A 16,158-nucleotide genomic window follows, 5' to 3' on the forward strand; every position below is an offset into this window, starting at 1 on the left:
TGCTGGGGGTGTGGACACCTGTGAAGGGCGGGATACAAATACCCCAGCACCGGACAGGCTTAGTGCTGTCCGGTACAAGACGGTGAAGGCATGGCTGTACCGAAGAGAAGGACATCGGTTTGGAGAAGAGATCAGAGAAGGGCACAAAGTTTCTTTGCAAGACTGAAGGTGAGTTCCTTGGCGGTTTGTCCCAACTGCGGTGAGATGTGCATGCCTCACCGTGTCTGTCCTTACTGTGGATACTACAGAGGTAAAAAGATCCTTCAGGATAAATGAGTGAAACCATCATAGCTGTAGACTGTATGGGGGGAGATTACGCCCCCGAAGAGATAGTAAAGGGTTGTGTTTTAGCTTATAGGGAGTTGGGTCTGCGATCCTACCTGGTGGGTGACGAAACCGCGATAAGGAAGATCCTCAAAGCTCTGGGAGAGGAAGAGAGTGAGCACCTTCAGATAGTCCATGCCGGCGATGCTATAGGTATGCACGAACCACCTTCTGTTGTGTTGCGCAGGAAGGACTCTTCCCTGTACGTGGCTGGACTCTTGGTGAGGGAAGGAAAGGCAGACGGTCTTGTGTCGGCGGGCAATACGGGAGCTGTTCTCACAGTAGGAAAGTTCATAGTGGGTAGTATAGAGGAGATGGAAAGACCCACCATAGGAGTTGCCTTACCAAACCCCTACGGGAAAACGGTACTCCTGGATGTAGGTGCTAACGTGGACTGTAAACCCAAGCACCTGCTGCAGTTTGCCATAGCAGGACACACATACGCGGAAGAGGTCCTCAACATAAGGAACCCTCGCGTAGGTATCCTCAGCATAGGAGAAGAGGAGGGCAAAGGTAACGAACTGGTAAAGGAAACATACCCTCTTCTGAAGGCTTCAGGACTTAACTTTCTTGGCAATGCGGAGGGTAGAGACATATACTCGGGAAACTTTGACGTTATCGTCTGTGACGGTTTTGTGGGAAACGTCATCCTCAAAGCTAGCGAAAGTCTCGGCATGGCGGTGGTACAGATGATCAAAGAGGAAGTAAAGAAGAGTATCGTAGCCAGGATAGGTGCTCTCCTTATGATGCCGGCCCTTAATAATTTTAAGAAAAAGGCTGACTTTTCCGAATACGGAGGCATACCTCTCTTGGGTGCCAAAAAACCGGTGATAATAACACACGGAAGAGCCAATGCACGAGCCATAAAGAACGCCATAAAGGTAGCCAACGAATTTCTGGCTCACCGTTTCAACGAAAGATTGTCCCAGAATCTCTTAAGGTTCTCTCCCCAAGGAGTTAAAACCTGATGGGTACCACTATAGTAGGACTCGGGTTTTACGTGCCTCATCATGTGCTAACCAACTTTGATCTGGAAAAGATGGTAGATACATCCGACCAGTGGATCACCACAAGAACTGGTATAAAGGAGAGAAGAATAGCCCGCGACGAAGATTTGGTGGACATGGCTCAGAAGGCCTCTGTCAAAGCTCTCCAGATGGCAGGTGTAGAACCTAACCAGCTGGATGCCATACTAGTGGCCACCATAACACCCCCTCTGGGTTTTCCCGCAGCAGCTTGTTTACTACAGCAGAGAATAGAAGCACAGAGAGCTTACGCTCTTGACATATCCGCAGCGTGCAGTGGTTTTCTTTACGGTCTTGAGTTGGCAGACGCCCTCATAACATCTGGTAAAGCTAAGAAGGTTCTCTTGGTAGGTGCGGAGAAACTCTCCCAGATAGTGGACTGGCAGGACAGATCTACCTGTGTCCTTTTCGGTGATGGTGCTGGTGCCGTTGTACTCTCCCAGGGAGAGGGTGGTGTCCTTTCTTCCACCCTTAGATCTGACGGAAATTTCTGGGAGATTCTTTACGCTCCGAAATGTGGTAGTATAAAGATGAAAGGGAGAGAGCTCTTTAGGTTGGCCGTTAGAAGTTTAGAGGAGGCATCACTGGAAGCTCTGGAAAAGGCGGGTCTCAAACCGCAGGACATAGATCTTTTTGTACCTCACCAAGCCAACGTGAGGATAATAGAGGCTGTGGCGGAAAAACTCTCTATACCTAAGGAGAAGATCTACATCAACATAGACAGATACGGTAACACCAGCGCCGCATCTATTCCCATAGCCCTGTCGGAAGCCTATGCGGAGGGAAGGCTAAGGAGGGGTGACACAGTACTTCTGGCTGCTATGGGGGGAGGCCTCACATGGGGTGCTATGGTCATAAGGTTCTAACCTAACCAGCCTTTTCTTACCCGTTGCAGAGTGTTGTGGGCGAGTCTTATAGGTTCGGGTATACGAAACACAGATGTCTTCAGAACTATATCTATGGCTGTCTTTAGACTAATCTTGTGACCCACAGATACAAAGACAGGAGCAGTTTTGGCTTTTGTTCTTAGAGCCACACCTATCACACTGCCTCTGTAGAGGAGAGGACTGAAGCTTCCCCTTTCAGGAGACGGTTCTCTGTATACCCCCCACAGTTTTGTTTTAGCAACACCTATAGTCACAGAATCGGTTTCTACGCCAAAGTGGGAGGCTATACCGCATCCTCTAGGATGCGCCACACCTTGACCATCTATCAGAAACACGTCAGGCTTTATCTTGGCTTTTTCGTACAAGCGTAACATAAGAGGAAGTTCCCTGAAAGCCAAAAAGGTGGGTATGTAGGGAAAATCTACCGTACCCTCCACCACTTCCGTGTAGACAGGCTTAAGATCCTTTAGCTGTACCACCACCAAACAGGCCCATGCCTTAGTGGGTGTTTCTTTAATGCTTTCAAAGGTAAGATCTATTCCACCCACCCATCTTACATCTTTGAAAAGATCTTCCTTTACAACCCTCTGAGCGCAATCTCTCTGTATCTCTTCCAGATGCTGTAGGTCCATGTTCTCTAAATAATATCTTCCGGACGAAGAGGCTTTCCTATGTAAAACCCTTGGGCCATATCTACACCTATAGCTCTTAACACATCTAGTGTTTCGCTACTCTCAACAAACTCAGCAATAGTTTTGATATTAAGTATACGTGCCAAAGTTACAGCACTGTTCACAAGGGCATAATCCACACGTGATCTTTTCAACTCCCGTACAAACTCACCTTCTACCTTTATGTAATCTATGGGAAAATGCTTTACATAAGCGAAGGAAGAAAAACCTGAGCCAAAGTCATCTATAGCAAACTGAAAACCTTCCATTTTAAGCTCAGCCACAAACTTTTTCAAAAGCTCAAGATTCCTTACTGTTTCACGTTCCGTTATTTCAAAAACTATCCTGGCAGGATCTAACCCTATCTCGCGGAGGATTCTCTTCATATCAGAAAGATAGTTGGAGAGAACCAACGCCTTTGGAGATATATTAAAGAACAGCTTAATGTCATCGTTTTTAAACTTATCAAATAGTACACGGCAAGCTTTCTCAAACACCATAAGATCTAGTTTAAAAACGAGACTAAGACTTTCAGCTATGTCTATAAATTTCCCAGCTGGTATCACAGAACCATCCTTTTCCTCTATTCTGGCCAGTACTTCGTAGGCTACCACCTTAAGAGTGGAACAGTCCGCTATAGGTTGAAAGTATGGAATGACACGTCCCTCTTCCACAGCAGACATAACCATAACGTTCTTTCTGGCTAACTCGTGTGCTATCTCGTCAAGGTCCTCCACAGAAGGTATCCTCACGCCGTGTTTACCAGATCTTTTGACCTTGTACATCATTTCATCGGCCACAGAAAAGAGATGTCTCGGATCTTCTCCGTGGTCCGGAAACACAGCTACACCTATGGACGCTGTTGCTCTCACTGTCCTCCCATCCGGTGCCGTCATGCCCTCCCTTTCAAAAGCATCCAGTATCCTCAGTGCAGCGGTGTAAGCACCTGTCTCATCTGTGTAGGGCAATATAGCCACAAACTCATCTCCGCCGTACCTGGCTACTATATCTTCTCTCCTCAATGAAGAGAGAAGTAAGGCAGCCACATGTCTCAGGAACATATCTCCGAAGGTATGCCCGTACGAATCGTTGATAACCTTAAAGTTGTCAACATCCACCACCAGTAAGGCGAACTTGTACTGGTGTCTTCTTGCTCTATCCACTTCGTAGGACAGAAGTTCCCAAAAAACGCGTTGATTGTACAGCTCTGTCAATGGGTCCCTTGTGGCATAGTACTCTATCTCCTTTGTAAAACGATGGATAGCCTTGACGGAGCCTATGACGTTGAGAAGGGTGGACAGCAAACTCTCCACCGCTATTCTTTTGCTAAGATCTTTAGACTCCATCATATAAACGCCAATACCCACTGCACCACCCACTATGGGTCTTTCCAACACCAATTTTTTTGCAAGGACCTCCACTTGATCAAGCTCAACGATGCCGAGTCTGCCATTAATGCTTCTATGGTGGTACACCAGATGGCTGTCGGTGGAAAGTAGACCTACCTTTTCTAGACCATATCTTATATCCTCCTCAACTCTTGTCCTCACAGTTTCGGTATCGTGGCAGTTCCAAAAGACAAAGGCTTCAAAACTATTTTCTTCGCTCATGAAAACCGTAAAGAAGTAAGCGAACTTTATTATACGAGAGACTTCTTTAAGAGATTCTACAATAAACTCCTGCCAGTCTGTAAGTACTTCTGAGGTTATTATGAACTTTTCTAAAAGCATCATTTCAAATTCCAGTACTTCTTTGTCTACTGCTGTTTTCTTGAGCTTCTCCACCAGTATCTCTACCTGCCTAGATATCTTATCCAACTCTTGAAACCCTGTTTTAACAGTACTAAAGTCCACTTTTGAAAGATCCGATATTTTGTTAACCTCACCGATATTTCTTTCCAGCTGGAGAACAGCCCTGTTCAGCTTACTGGAAAGGAAGAGTATGACAAAGATGGCTCCACTCAGGGGAAGCAACGCAACGCCAAAGGAAAACAATGCAGCCACCTTTCTCGCTTTCCCAAGTTCTGAAGATAAGTTTTGCTCCACTCTAACGGCACCAAGCACATCGCCTTCCGTTGCATTAGCATGGCAAGCTAAACACTCTCTCCGCGCCTTTAAGACTTTGACATAGACTATACTGGAGCCTTTCCTCAAAGTAACATCCTTCCCTTCGGAGAGTGCCCACTCTACTTCGGGGTGTTTCTTTTCTGGGAGAGGACCGAACAGATCAGTTACCTTTCTTCCTCTATGCACGCTTATACTCAAAGCACCGGATTCTTTCTCCAGGGCGGAGGTAAAATCCAGAAGTTCCGCTCTAGTCCAGCCTCTTCGCATTATCTGATACATAGATTGGAAGGTCTGATGAGCCAACTGTTGGGAGGCTTCTATGGCGAAGTCTTCAGATTGTTGAAGGAGGATCCTGTAGACTGACACAGCAGACAGAAGAGAGGAAAGGACAGACACTGTAAGGGCTGTGACTATGATAAAGACCTTGAGACTCATAGGTGCTTCTTTGATCCACAAGGATGGTAGAGGAAGCCTACGGTTGCGCCGTATACCGTATGAAGAAGAAGTAAACTTATCAGGCCAAACAGACCGTACCATCCTGCCATAACTTCGTCCACTAGGCCCATACAGTATCCTCCTGCTTGACTGGCGAAGAGAAGACTCCAAAAGTTTATACCTTTCATAAACTTCCCCTGTATATATTATAGAGAGGGGGTTAGTTATGAAAACTCTGGCTGTTTTTACGATCTTGATACTTGGAATTGCCTGGGGCGATGAGTTTTTGCAAGAGCTTGCGAAGAGACTCGATGAGAGGGGAAGTAAAGCCTGGTGGTGGGATGAGGAATGGTGGAGGGATGGTTACATACCCTCTGTCCCAAATCATCAGGTAGAGGTCAGTAGTGTCACACTGCGTAGCGGTGATGTGGAGTTGCCCGTATTGGTATTCAGACCTAAGGGAGGTGACAGGTATCCGGGAGTCCTTTTTCTGCATGGGAGGAGAGGTTTAGATGATCTAACTCAGTTGCATGCGAAAAGATTGGCAGCGCGGGGTTTCGTAGTGGTAGCACCTGATCTTTATACCCCAAGGCTTATAGAGCAGTTTCCTTCTCGCCATGATCCCGTAACAGAAGAGGATGCGGAGAAAGCGTTAGATTATTTGATATCCAGAGACGATGTGTATCCCAAGAAGGTGTGCGTGTACGGAATATCAAGGGGTGGTTTTTATGCACTGAGACTGTTGGTGCATAAAGGAAGACAGAACAGAGATATAGCGTGTTTTGTAGGTTACTATCCACATCTGCAGGATCCCAACAGACCTGAACCTATGCACGTGTATGCCTACCATGAGGATGTGGAGAAGATAACAGTACCTGTTCTCTTCTTTGTAGGGTCAGAAGAACAGTACCATAGGTTGAGGACCATACTGGTGGCGGTTGATGAACTGAGAAACAAGGGAAAGGATGCACGGGTAGTTATATACCCTGGTGTGGGAAGAGGGTTCGACTTTCGGAACGGTGAACGCAGGAAGTTTGCCGATGACCTGGCCGCTAAGGACGCCCTTATAAGATCTTACCTCTTTATAAGGAAGCACTTAGGTGTGCGGTGATGGGAATGTGGCTAAATAATTTTTAAAACCCCCGGGACGACCTACTTTCCCGTGCCGTTCGCCCGGCACAGTATCATCGGCGCTGGAGGGCTTAACTGCCGGGTTCGGAATGGAAACCGGGTGTTTCCCCTCCGCTATGGTCCCGAGGGAAACTTATGGCAACTCAATAGGTCTTTCTTCCTGTGGGTGTGCAAGTCGAACGGGCTATTAGTACCGCTCGGCTTCACCCCTTGCGGAGCTTCCACCTGCGGCCTATCAACGTGGTAGTCTCCCACGGCCCTTCAGGGAGTCCTTATCTTGGGGTGGGCTTCGCGCTTAGATGCTTTCAGCGCTTATCCCGTAGCAGGATGGCTACCCGGCGCTGCTCCTGGAGGAACAACCGGTACACCAGAGCCTGCCCCGTCCCGGTCCTCTCGTACTAGGGACGGACCCCCTCAAGACTCCTGCGCCCGCGGCGGATAGGGACCGAACTGTCTCGCGACGTTCTGAACCCAGCTCGCGTCCCCCTTTAATGGGCGAACAGCCCAACCCTTGGGACCTGCTTCAGCCCCAGGATGGGGGGAGCCGACATCGAGGTACCAAACCTCCCCGTCGATGTGGGCTCTCGGGGGAGATTAGCCTGTTATCCCCGGAGTAGCTTTTATCCGCTGATCACCGGCCCTCCCTCGTGGGACCGGTGGGTCACTAGGCCCGGCTTTCGCCTCTGCTCGGCCTGTCGGCCTCGCAGTCAGGCCCCCTTCTGCCCTTGTACTCTACGGCGGATTTCCGACCCGCCTGAGGGGACCTTTGGACGCCTCCGTTACCTTTTAGGAGGCAGCCGCCCCAGCTAAACTGCCCACCTGGCACGGTCCCCGCGGAGGGTAACTCCGCTGGGTTAGGGTCCCAGCCTGTCCAGGGTGGTATCTCACCGGCGCCTCCGTCCCTACCGGAGTAGGGACTTCACAGGCTCCCACCTATCCTGCGCAGGACAGGCTAGGACTCAGTACCAGGCTGCAGTGAAGCTTCACGGGGTCTTTCCGTCCTGCCGCGGGTAGCCGGCGTCTTGACCGGCATCACAATTTCGCCGGGACTCTCCTCGAGACAGTGCGGCACTCGTTGGGCCATTCATGCAGGTCGGAACTTACCCGACAAGGAATTTCGCTCACCTTTATCCCTAGCTTTCGCTAGGGGGTGGACTGTATCTTACCCTTGCCTCTAGGTCCCTTTTTATATGGAGGAGCGTATCTCTGTTTTGAGTATTCATAAGTAGAGCTATGTCTACTATCTCCAGTAGGCCTTCAGGCGTTAGATGCTTGTTTTCTTTCATTTTCCTTATTATTCTACAGAATCTTATAAAATCCACACGTTTCTTCGTTTTGAGGGGATGCCGGCTAAAAAACTCGCATACTTTCTCGAGGCAGGAAAGTTTCCTTATCCTCAGGCACCATCTGTCAGCGTTGTTTCTTCGCACCACACCACACCCGAAGAATCTCTTCAAAGCGTATAGAACTTGTATATCCCGCTCATGTTGAACTATCACAAACTCAGGAAGCACCTGATAACCTACCGACATCTCTGGGTGTTTGTTGATAGAAACGTGAAAGCATCCCTCTCCATCTGTGAAGCCTACAACCCACTCTGGAGATAGTTCCATCGCCGCTCCTCCATGAGGCAAGGGCCTCCGCGTACAGTCTCTGAGGATCCCCCTTCTCGGGGTTTCCTGCGGATTGCCCAATCCTCTGCATTTTTACGGGTACCAAAAGGTACCTCGTAGCAGAGGCTCTAAGGGCTTCCCCGCATACAGCGGAGTTCAGGCAGCAGAGCTACCTTAGGACCGTCATAGTTACGGCCGGCGTTTACCCGGGCTTCGGTTCAGGGCTCATCACCCATCCCCTTAACCTACGGGCACTGGCCAGGCTTCAGACCACATACATCCCCTTACGGGTTTGCGTAGTCCTGTGTTTTTGGTAAACAGTCGGCACCGCCCGGTCTCTGCGACCCACAGGAGCTTACGCCGCAAGGGCTTCACCCCCATGGGCCCCCCTTCTACCGAAGGTACGGGGGCAACTTGCCGAGTTCCTTGAGGAGAGTTCCCCCGACGCCTTAGGCTACTAACCCAGCCCACCTGTGTCGGTTTGCGGTACGGGCAGCGGTGCTTCAACGCCCGCGCCGTTGTTTCTCGGCAGTGTGGCGTCAGGCGAGTTACCCCATCGGCTCTCGGAGTATGGGGTGACGGATTTGCCTGCCACCCCCTCCTACTACCTTGGACCCGCATTCCATAGCGGGCTCGCCCTAGCCTCCTGCGTCACGACTCGGGCTCCACACCGCTGGCGCGGGAATGTTGACCCGCTTCCCATCGGCTACGCCTTTCGGCCTCACCTTAGGGTCCCGGCTAACTGGCGGCTGATTTACATTGCCGCCAAAACCTTGGGCTTCCGGCGGGCAGGTTTCTCACCTGCCTTCGCTGCTACTCATGCCAGGATTCTCACTTCCCTGCAGTCCATCCCACCTCACGGTGAGACTTCAACCCACAGGGAACGCTCCCCTACCGCCGTACGAACCCGGAGGTTCGTACGACCCGCAGCTTCGGCACCGGGCTTGAGCCCCGCTAAATTTTCGGCGCACGGCCGCTCGGCCGGTCAGCTGTTACGCACTGTTTAAAGGATGGCTGCCTCTAAGCCAACCTCCCGGCTGTCTTAGCAGCCGCACATCCTTCCCCACTTAGCCCGGATTTCGGGGCCTTAGCTGGCGGTCTGGGCTGTTTCCCTCTTGTCCACCGGAGCTTATCCCCCGGGGACTGACTGCCACCCTACCTTTCCCGGCATTCGGAGTTTGGCAGGGTTCGGTACCCCTTTCGGGGCCCTAGCCCAACCAGTGGCTCTACCTCCGGGAAGGAACGGGTGACGCTAGGCGTCGACCTATTTCGGGGAGAACGAGCTATCACGGAACGCGATTGGCTTTTCACCGCTACCCACACCTCATCGGACGGTTTTGCAGCACCGACCCGTTCGGGCCTCCAGACGGCGTTACCCGTCCTTCACCCTGGGCATGGGTAGATCGTTCCGCTTCGCGTCTGCCCCCGGCGACTTAAGCGCCCTGTTCGGACTCGCTTTCGCTACGGCTTCGCCTTACGGCTTAACCTCGCCGCCGAGGACAACTCCCTGGCTCATTTTGCAAAAGGCACGCAGTCGGGCCACTAGGACCCTTCCACTGGCTTGTGGACTCGGGGTTTCAGGTTCTATTTCACTCCCCTTGCCGGGGTTCTTTTCACCTTTCCCTCGCGGTACTATGCGCTATCGGTCTGCCCGTAGTACTTAGCCTTGGAGGGAGGTCCCCCCTGATTCCCGCGACCTTCCACGGGGGCCGCGGTACTTGGGATCGCATCCCAGGGAGACCCTACACCTTTAGCCTACGGGGCTTTCACCCTCTATGGCGCCGCATTCCAGCGGACTTCGGCTAGGTGAGGGTTTTGTAACTCCCCGAGAGGCTGGCGGACCTCTCCGGATGCGTCCCGCTACCCCGTACGGGCTAAGGCCGCCACCATGGCACCCGTACGGTTTGGGCTGATCCCCTTTCGCTCGCCGCTACTCAGGGAGTCTCGGTTGATTTCCTTTCCTGGGACTACTAGAAGGTTTTACTTCGTCCCGTTTTGGCTCCGCCTTACGGCGGATGACAGGGCTCAACACCCTGTCGGGTTTCCCCATTCGGGCATCCGGGCCTCACAGGCTTTCTGCGCCTCCACCCGGCTTATCGCAGCTTAGCACGCCCTTCATCCCCTCGGGCAGCCGAGGCATCCACCCCGAGCCCTTACTAACTTGCACACCCACAAGGAAGAAAGACCTATTCAGTTGCCAAGATGACATGGAGATGGAGGGATTTGAACCCTCGACCTCCTGCTTGCAAAGCAGGCGCTCTCCCGCTGAGCTACATCCCCTTCGCCTCTGCCCCAGATAATGGGCCTCGGTGGACTTGAACCACCGACCTTGCCCTTATCAGGGGCACGCTCTGACCAACTGAGCTAGAGGCCCAGAGGATTGGCAGCTCAATAAGGAGGAAGGACCCTCCGAAGAGTTTGACTGGCTATACAGCCTGAATTTTTGTTTACTCCGTTAAAAAGGAGGTGATCCAGCCGCAGGTTCCCCTACGGCTACCTTGTTACGACTTCGCCCCAGTTGCCAGCCTTCCCATCGTCCCCTGCCTCCGGTCCGAAGACCGGTTAGCCCGGGGGCTTCCGGGAAGACTGACTTCCGTGGCGTGACGGGCGGTGTGTGCAAGGCCCGAGAACGTATTCACGGCGGCTTAGCTGATCCGCCATTACTACCGATTCCGGCTTCATGAGGGCGAGTTTCAGCCCTCAATCTGCACCATGACCGGGTTTGGGGGATTAGCTCCCCATTACTGGGTCGCATCCCATTGTCCCGGCCACTGTAGCGCCTGTGTAGCCCCGGGCATAAAGGGCATACTGACCTGACGTCATCCCCACCTTCCTCCGGCTTATCGCCGGCGGTCCCCTTAGAGTGCTCCCCTTACGGGGTAGCAACTAAGGGCAGGGGTTGCGCTCGTTGCGGGACTTAACCCAACATCTCACGACACGAGCTGACGACGGCCATGCACCACCTGTGGTGGGATTCCGTCCAGAGGACGGCACCCCCCGCTTTCGCAGGGGTTTCCCACCATGTCAAGCCCGGGTAAGGTTTTTCGGTTAGCATCGAATTGAACCAGACGCTCCACCGGTTGTGCGGGCCCCCGCCAATTCCTTTGAGTTTCAGGCTTGCGCCCGTACTCCCCAGGCGGGGCGCTTACCGCGTTAGCTGCGGCACCGCCCTTACGGACGACGCCAAGCGCCCATGGTTTACGGCTGGGACTACCCGGGTATCTAATCCGGTTCGCTCCCCCAGCTTTCGTCCCTGACCGTCAGGACAGCCCCAGCAGGCTGCCTTCGCCTTCGGTGTTCCTCCCGATATCTACGCATTTCACCGCTACACCGGGAATTCCGCCTGCCTGAGCGTGCCTCAAGACGGGCAGTTCGGTACGCCGTTCCACGGTTGAGCCGTGGGCTTTGACGAACCGCTTACCCGTCCGGCTGCGGACGCTTTACGCCCAGTGAATTCGCGCAACGCTCGGGACCTACGTATTACCGCGGCTGCTGGCACGTAGTTAGCCGTCCCTTCCTCTGGGGGTACCGTCACGACCCGAGACTGTTCGCCCCAGGCCGCATCGTCCCCCCCGACAGGGGTTTACACCCCGAAGGGCTTCATCCCCCACGCGGCGTCGCGGGGTCAGGCTTTCGCCCATTGCCCACGATTCCCCACTGCTGCCCCCCGTAGGGGTGTGGGCCGTGTCTCAGTCCCACTGTGGCCGGCCACCCTCTCAGGCCGGCTACCCGTCATAGGCTTGGTAGGCCGTTACCCCACCAACTACCTGATGGGCCGCGCCCCCATCCCCAGGCGGGAGCATGGTCAGAGACCAGAGGCCCCCTTTGGCCGGGTAGCCTTAGTGGCCCCCGGCTTTATAGGGTATTAGCCCCCCTTTCGGAGGGTTATCCCCTTCCTGGGGGTAGGTTAGGCACGTGTTACTCACCCGTTTGCCGCTCAGCACCCATCTGTCCAGAGGACAGATGAGCCTGCGCACGACTTGCATGTGTTAGGCACGCCGCCAGCGTTCGCGCTGAGCCAGGATCAAACTCTTCAAGGAACCCCAATTTATGGAGGGTCCTTCCTCCTTATTCAGTTGCCAAGATGACATGGGTCCTTCTTCAGGACCCAACCCTTCACAACCTTTATTATTATATCCAACTCTCGGGGTTTGTCAACCCCTTTTTCAAGGGTTCCTTTCGGAACCCTCAACCTTTACGTCTATATATATTACCCAAAGCGAGAGAGTTTGTCAAGAGGTACCCCACGCTTGCCTGCCAAAGACGCAGTATTATAATTACTTGAGATGAGCGTAAGACATAAGGTTAGAGCCTTTGTGGAGGAGCTGTTTAAACCTCTCATGGAGAGGGCTGAGGGCGGTACTTTTTCCTTTTACAACGTTTACGCAGATAATGCGGGTAATTTAGAGGTGGTGGACGTAGAGGTGGATACATCCGACCCTGAGAGTGTGAAAAGATACTTAGATAGGACCACGAGGGAGACCCTAGAGAGAGAGGTCTTGGGCTTTCGCCTCATAGCCACGGTGATGGACAAAGGGGGTGAGTACATCTTCTCCTCTCAAGAGGTTATAGACAAGGACAGCATCGTAGAGACCATAGAGCGGTTGAAGGAGGTATGATAAGTGTCATCTTACTGGCAGCAGGTCAGGGAAAGAGGTTAGGTTTTAAAAAGCAGTTTGTCAAACTGGGTGGTAAACCTCTGTACATGCACTCTTTGGAAAAAGTCTTAGGTATCTTTGATGAGGTGATACTGGTTTTACCTAAGGAGGATCTTGGGAGGGTGGAGCTGCCTACAGGCGTAAAAAAGGTGGCTGGAGGTGAAGAGAGACAGGACTCGGTCCTGGAGGGCCTTCTGGAAGCTAAGGGAGATATAGTGATCATACACGACTGTGCTCGTCCTTTTGCCACCACTGAGATGTTCAGGAAGGTGGCCCAGCTGGAAGGAGTGGAGGGAAAGATAACCGCCATACCCGTAAGAGATACCATCAAACAGGTGAGCGAGGGGATGGTGATAAAAACCTTGGACAGGTCAGCCCTGTGGCACGCTCAGACACCTCAGGGGTTTATAAAAAAAGTCCTTCTAGAATGCCACTTTAGAGCAAGGAACGAGGGTGTGGTGGCCACCGACGATTCTGCTCTGCTGGAAAGGTATGGTTACAAGGTGGGTGTCGTCATGGGAAGTCCCCTCAACATAAAGATCACCTATCCCGAGGATTTAGATCTGGCTAAGCAGCTCTGCGCTGTGTGTAATCCATAACCAGAAGCAGAAGTAGGGATACAAACTGTAATGCCAAAGAGAAGATAACCATTTGAACCACAGACCTTTCGTAAAGTTTGCCCAGTAAAAGACCTCCAAGAAAGGAACCAAAACCCAGAGAGGCGTGAAGCAGACCGTAGGCCGTACCTCTCCTAGTATGGGGTGTTAGGTGAGGGATCACTGATCTGAGTAGTGACTCCTGCAACCCTATACCTGCACCCCACAGAACTACACCCACCCACCACCAGGTATGTCCCGTAAGAAACACGATAGGTACAGAAGGTATGCTTACCAGCATTCCCAGTATAAGAGAACGCATTCCTATACGGTCAAAGACTATACCCAACACGAGGGCGGATACCGCATCAACTGCCATGGCGAGAGAGTAAGCCAACGGTATATGAATGTCCTGCGCATGCAGATGAGTCTTTAAGTGATAACCTATAAGGGCGAACGGTACGGAGGACATACTAAACACAAACACGTACAGGACATAGATGAAGAAGGTTCTGGGAAAGCTTGTTCTTAACTGGTCTGTCTCCCGCCGTGGTGTTTCATAGGGAAAACTACGGTAGGCTACCCATAGAAGGGCAAGGGATATAAGAGCAGGAAGTATAAGAAGAGCGAGACTACTCCTATAACTGCCGGTAACACCTAAGAGAACGGCCACCAGCAGAGGTCCACTTACGGCTCCTAATTGATCCACAAACTCATGAAGGCCGAAGCCACGACCATGACCCACAGTAGCGGTGGCATAGGACAAAAGAGTATCTCGCGCTGGATTCCTTATTGCCTTTCCCAAACGTTCCATAAAGGTCAGTAAAGCTACGTGATACCACGTAACTGCGAGACTCATAGAGGGAACAGAGAGTCCTGTTAGAAAGTACCCAAGAAAGGTGAAAAACCAGTACAACCTGAGCCTATCGGCAAGATATCCAAAAAGGAATCTCAGGAAGTAGCCTAGGGCCTCACCTACACCGGCCACAACCCCCACCGCAATGGCACTGGCACCTAGAGTAGCCATGAACTGCCCGAGAACACTCCTAGCTCCTTCGTAAACTATGTCCATACAAAGGCTAACGATACCCATAAGAAAGATAAAGCGGTAAGCCGTCTTCTTATCCCACATCCAACTCTTCCGGTGCTACCTCTCCCAGAAGCTCCACTCCCTCTATGTACTTTGATATGGAACTTACCATGTTGGGAATCTCTTCTGCTGTGTGAGGCGTGGCTATTAGATAAACTTGGTCCGATTTTTTCTCTCTCGTCCTTACTATAGCCTTTCTTCCGGCACCATCCACGAGGGCGGTAAAGAGGCCTATGAGATGTACAGGTACCTTAACCAAAAAGACCCTTCCCCTTATCCCTTTCATGCTTTATCACCTTGGCAGTGAAGGTTTCCTTTACTTTCTGTACAAAAGGAGGGATTTCTCCCTCTTCCTCTTTTTTGCCCTCCTCTACGAACTCCACAAAGGGAAAACGCGCCTTTATTTTCTCCATCTCCACAACCTTAAGGTCCTCTTTGGTTCCGTAAAAGATCAGTTTACCCTCTTTCTCCTCTCTTCTCAATCTCTCAAGGGCAGCTACATCAAAGGAGGATAAGCTGCTCTTTAACTGCTGCCACAGGCTAGGTGAGATATCAGATACCTTGCCTATGTTGAGGAGTTCCGAAAGGGGAAGGATATCCCTTACCAACTTACTCTTTATTATGGCCAGCTCACAGGCGCGCAGAAAGTCCCTGTATCTTGCATCCAATCGTGCTGAGCTTATCACCTTTTCCAGGTAAAGGAGGGCGTTGAGGGGAGCGGTGACCTTTCTGTGAAACTCTTCTACCTGAAGAACTTGATGGGGGTTTTTCAGACTCTTTATCAGTATAAGGTTCCTTATCTCCTCCTCAAGACTGTCCCAGAACTTGGTTATACTGAAACCTCTACTGTGAAGATCTCTAAGTCTCGCAAGAGCTGTATCTACGTCACCTTCCAACAAAAGGAGGAGAAACTCCCTCACTTTCTCTTGGGAGACTATACCCAAGAACTCTTCCACCACCTGCTCTGACACATTACCTTCTCCGTAAGTGGCCGCCTGGTCCAGTAGAGATAGAGCATCACGCATCGCACCATCACTGGCACGGGCTATGATGCGTAGTGCTTTTTCTTCACAGTTTAACCCTTCCTCCCTACATATGTAAAACAGATGAGAGACCACCAGATCTTCCTCCAGTTTACTGAAGACTATACGCTGGCACCTAGACAGTATGGTGGGAGGTATCTTCTCGTACTCGGTAGTGCAAAGAACGAAGATGGTTCTTGGTGGTGGTTCTTCTAAGGTCTTCAGAAGTGCGTTGAAGGCCTCTTTGGTAAGCATATGAGCTTCGTCCAATATGTACACTTTGTACTTTCCCTTCAGAGGCGTGTAAGAGACAGCATCTTTGAGATTTCTTATATCATCTATACCTCTGTTGGAGGCAGCGTCCATCTCCACCAGATCAGGAAAGCTACCCTTATCTATAGCCACACAGTTCTCACACTCACCGCAGGGTTCACCTTCCTGAGGGTTCAGACAGTTGACGGCTCTCGTTAAGATCCTGGCCAAGGTGGTTTTACCTGTCCCTCTGGGCCCTGAGAAAAGATAAGCGTGGTGAAGTTTTCCCAGCCTAACGGCGTTGAGAATTACCCTTTTAGCGGTCTCCTGACCTACCACTTGAGAGAACTTCTTGGGTCTGTACTTTCTGGCAAAAGGTATGTACATG

Annotated in this window: 12 protein-coding genes, 2 tRNA genes and 3 rRNA genes; 6 read left to right on the forward strand and 11 right to left on the reverse strand. The window is 51.6% G+C overall.

The window, feature by feature from the left end; translation table 11 throughout:
• Positions 1-90 precede the first annotated feature (90 nt).
• The 3 genes from rpmF to THAL_RS04575 are packed head-to-tail and all read left to right on the forward strand — an operon-like array spanning position 91 to position 2,215.
• Positions 91-276 (forward strand): 50S ribosomal protein L32, encoded by a 186-nt coding sequence (gene rpmF / locus THAL_RS04565; RefSeq protein ID WP_012991937.1) that lies wholly within the window; start codon positions 91-93, stop codon positions 274-276.
• The gene (gene plsX / locus THAL_RS04570; protein ID WP_012991938.1) at positions 273-1,292 is read left to right on the forward strand and encodes a phosphate acyltransferase PlsX; all 1,020 of its coding nucleotides are present in this window, start codon (positions 273-275) and stop codon (positions 1,290-1,292) included. The genes rpmF and plsX overlap by 4 nt, the downstream gene beginning before the upstream one ends.
• Entirely contained in the window at positions 1,292-2,215 is a 924-nt protein-coding gene (locus tag THAL_RS04575) for a beta-ketoacyl-ACP synthase III (RefSeq protein ID WP_012991939.1), read from the forward strand. The genes plsX and THAL_RS04575 overlap by 1 nt, the downstream gene beginning before the upstream one ends.
• Here the strand turns inward: THAL_RS04575 and THAL_RS04580 are convergent.
• The 3 genes from THAL_RS04580 to THAL_RS08410 are packed head-to-tail and all read right to left on the reverse strand — an operon-like array spanning position 2,212 to position 5,596.
• Positions 2,212-2,868, reverse strand: coding sequence for an endonuclease V (locus tag THAL_RS04580; RefSeq protein ID WP_012991940.1), 657 nt, complete (start codon positions 2,866-2,868; stop codon positions 2,212-2,214). The genes THAL_RS04575 and THAL_RS04580 overlap by 4 nt on opposite strands.
• A gap of 5 nt (positions 2,869-2,873) precedes the next feature.
• Positions 2,874-5,408, reverse strand: coding sequence for a putative bifunctional diguanylate cyclase/phosphodiesterase (locus tag THAL_RS04585; RefSeq protein ID WP_012991941.1), 2,535 nt, complete (start codon positions 5,406-5,408; stop codon positions 2,874-2,876).
• The gene (locus THAL_RS08410) at positions 5,405-5,596 is read right to left on the reverse strand and encodes a hypothetical protein (RefSeq protein ID WP_041434092.1); all 192 of its coding nucleotides are present in this window, start codon (positions 5,594-5,596) and stop codon (positions 5,405-5,407) included. The genes THAL_RS04585 and THAL_RS08410 overlap by 4 nt, the downstream gene beginning before the upstream one ends.
• Before the next feature lie 38 nt (positions 5,597-5,634).
• Here THAL_RS08410 and THAL_RS04595 point away from each other — a divergent pair, with 38 nt between their 5' ends.
• Entirely contained in the window at positions 5,635-6,519 is an 885-nt protein-coding gene (locus THAL_RS04595) for a dienelactone hydrolase family protein (RefSeq protein WP_012991943.1), read from the forward strand.
• 28 nt (positions 6,520-6,547) lie between these two features.
• Here THAL_RS04595 and rrf read toward each other — a convergent pair.
• From rrf to THAL_RS04620, 5 genes are all read right to left on the reverse strand, one after another.
• Positions 6,548-6,667: ribosomal RNA gene (gene rrf, locus THAL_RS04600) — 5S ribosomal RNA — on the reverse strand.
• Between the two features lie 38 nt (positions 6,668-6,705).
• Positions 6,706-10,319: ribosomal RNA gene (locus THAL_RS04605) — 23S ribosomal RNA — on the reverse strand.
• Between the two features lie 41 nt (positions 10,320-10,360).
• A tRNA-Ala gene (locus tag THAL_RS04610) sits at positions 10,361-10,432 on the reverse strand.
• Between the two features lie 20 nt (positions 10,433-10,452).
• A tRNA-Ile gene (locus THAL_RS04615) sits at positions 10,453-10,526 on the reverse strand.
• A gap of 85 nt (positions 10,527-10,611) precedes the next feature.
• Positions 10,612-12,192 (reverse strand): 16S ribosomal RNA (locus tag THAL_RS04620).
• Together the 16S, 23S and 5S rRNA genes with 2 tRNA genes alongside form the textbook arrangement of a ribosomal RNA operon.
• A 246-nt stretch (positions 12,193-12,438) precedes the next feature.
• On the opposite strand from THAL_RS04620, the gene THAL_RS04630 reads away from it, so the two are divergent.
• A complete protein-coding gene (locus THAL_RS04630; RefSeq protein WP_012991945.1) occupies positions 12,439-12,771 on the forward strand; it encodes a hypothetical protein in 333 nt (110 codons plus the stop codon).
• Complete coding sequence (gene ispD / locus THAL_RS04635) at positions 12,768-13,409, forward strand: 2-C-methyl-D-erythritol 4-phosphate cytidylyltransferase (protein ID WP_012991946.1); 642 nt, start codon at positions 12,768-12,770, stop codon at positions 13,407-13,409. Before THAL_RS04630 ends, ispD begins: the two co-directional genes overlap by 4 nt.
• Here ispD and THAL_RS04640 read toward each other — a convergent pair.
• The 3 genes from THAL_RS04640 to dnaX are packed head-to-tail and all read right to left on the reverse strand — an operon-like array spanning position 13,378 to position 16,157.
• Positions 13,378-14,538 carry an MFS transporter gene (locus THAL_RS04640; RefSeq protein WP_012991947.1) on the reverse strand — a complete coding sequence of 387 codons (1,161 nt, stop codon included), beginning with the start codon at positions 14,536-14,538 and terminating at the stop codon, positions 13,378-13,380. The genes ispD and THAL_RS04640 overlap by 32 nt on opposite strands.
• Positions 14,528-14,782, reverse strand: a complete 255-nt coding sequence (locus THAL_RS04645) for a hypothetical protein (protein ID WP_012991948.1) — start codon at positions 14,780-14,782, stop codon at positions 14,528-14,530. Before THAL_RS04645 ends, THAL_RS04640 begins: the two co-directional genes overlap by 11 nt.
• Complete coding sequence (gene dnaX, locus THAL_RS04650) at positions 14,748-16,157, reverse strand: DNA polymerase III subunit gamma/tau (RefSeq protein ID WP_012991949.1); 1,410 nt, start codon at positions 16,155-16,157, stop codon at positions 14,748-14,750. The genes THAL_RS04645 and dnaX overlap by 35 nt, the downstream gene beginning before the upstream one ends.
• Between the last annotated feature and the right edge of the window lies 1 nt (position 16,158).

The sequence above is a fragment of the Thermocrinis albus DSM 14484 genome (genome assembly GCF_000025605.1).
GTDB classification, from domain to species: Bacteria; Aquificota; Aquificia; order Aquificales; family Aquificaceae; genus Thermocrinis; species Thermocrinis albus.

Coding starts and splice junctions, on each gene's coding strand:
- rpmF (WP_012991937.1), top strand. CDS start 91: ATGGCTGTACCGAAGAGAAGGACATCGGTTTGGAGAAGAGATCAGAGA.
- plsX (WP_012991938.1), top strand. CDS start 273: ATGAGTGAAACCATCATAGCTGTAGACTGTATGGGGGGAGATTACGCC.
- THAL_RS04575 (WP_012991939.1), top strand. CDS start 1,292: ATGGGTACCACTATAGTAGGACTCGGGTTTTACGTGCCTCATCATGTG.
- THAL_RS04580 (WP_012991940.1), bottom strand. CDS start 2,868: ATGGACCTACAGCATCTGGAAGAGATACAGAGAGATTGCGCTCAGAGG.
- THAL_RS04585 (WP_012991941.1), bottom strand. CDS start 5,408: ATGAGTCTCAAGGTCTTTATCATAGTCACAGCCCTTACAGTGTCTGTC.
- THAL_RS08410 (WP_041434092.1), bottom strand. CDS start 5,596: ATGAAAGGTATAAACTTTTGGAGTCTTCTCTTCGCCAGTCAAGCAGGA.
- THAL_RS04595 (WP_012991943.1), top strand. CDS start 5,635: ATGAAAACTCTGGCTGTTTTTACGATCTTGATACTTGGAATTGCCTGG.
- THAL_RS04630 (WP_012991945.1), top strand. CDS start 12,439: ATGAGCGTAAGACATAAGGTTAGAGCCTTTGTGGAGGAGCTGTTTAAA.
- ispD (WP_012991946.1), top strand. CDS start 12,768: ATGATAAGTGTCATCTTACTGGCAGCAGGTCAGGGAAAGAGGTTAGGT.
- THAL_RS04640 (WP_012991947.1), bottom strand. CDS start 14,538: ATGTGGGATAAGAAGACGGCTTACCGCTTTATCTTTCTTATGGGTATC.
- THAL_RS04645 (WP_012991948.1), bottom strand. CDS start 14,782: ATGAAAGGGATAAGGGGAAGGGTCTTTTTGGTTAAGGTACCTGTACAT.
- dnaX (WP_012991949.1), bottom strand. CDS start 16,157: ATGTACATACCTTTTGCCAGAAAGTACAGACCCAAGAAGTTCTCTCAA.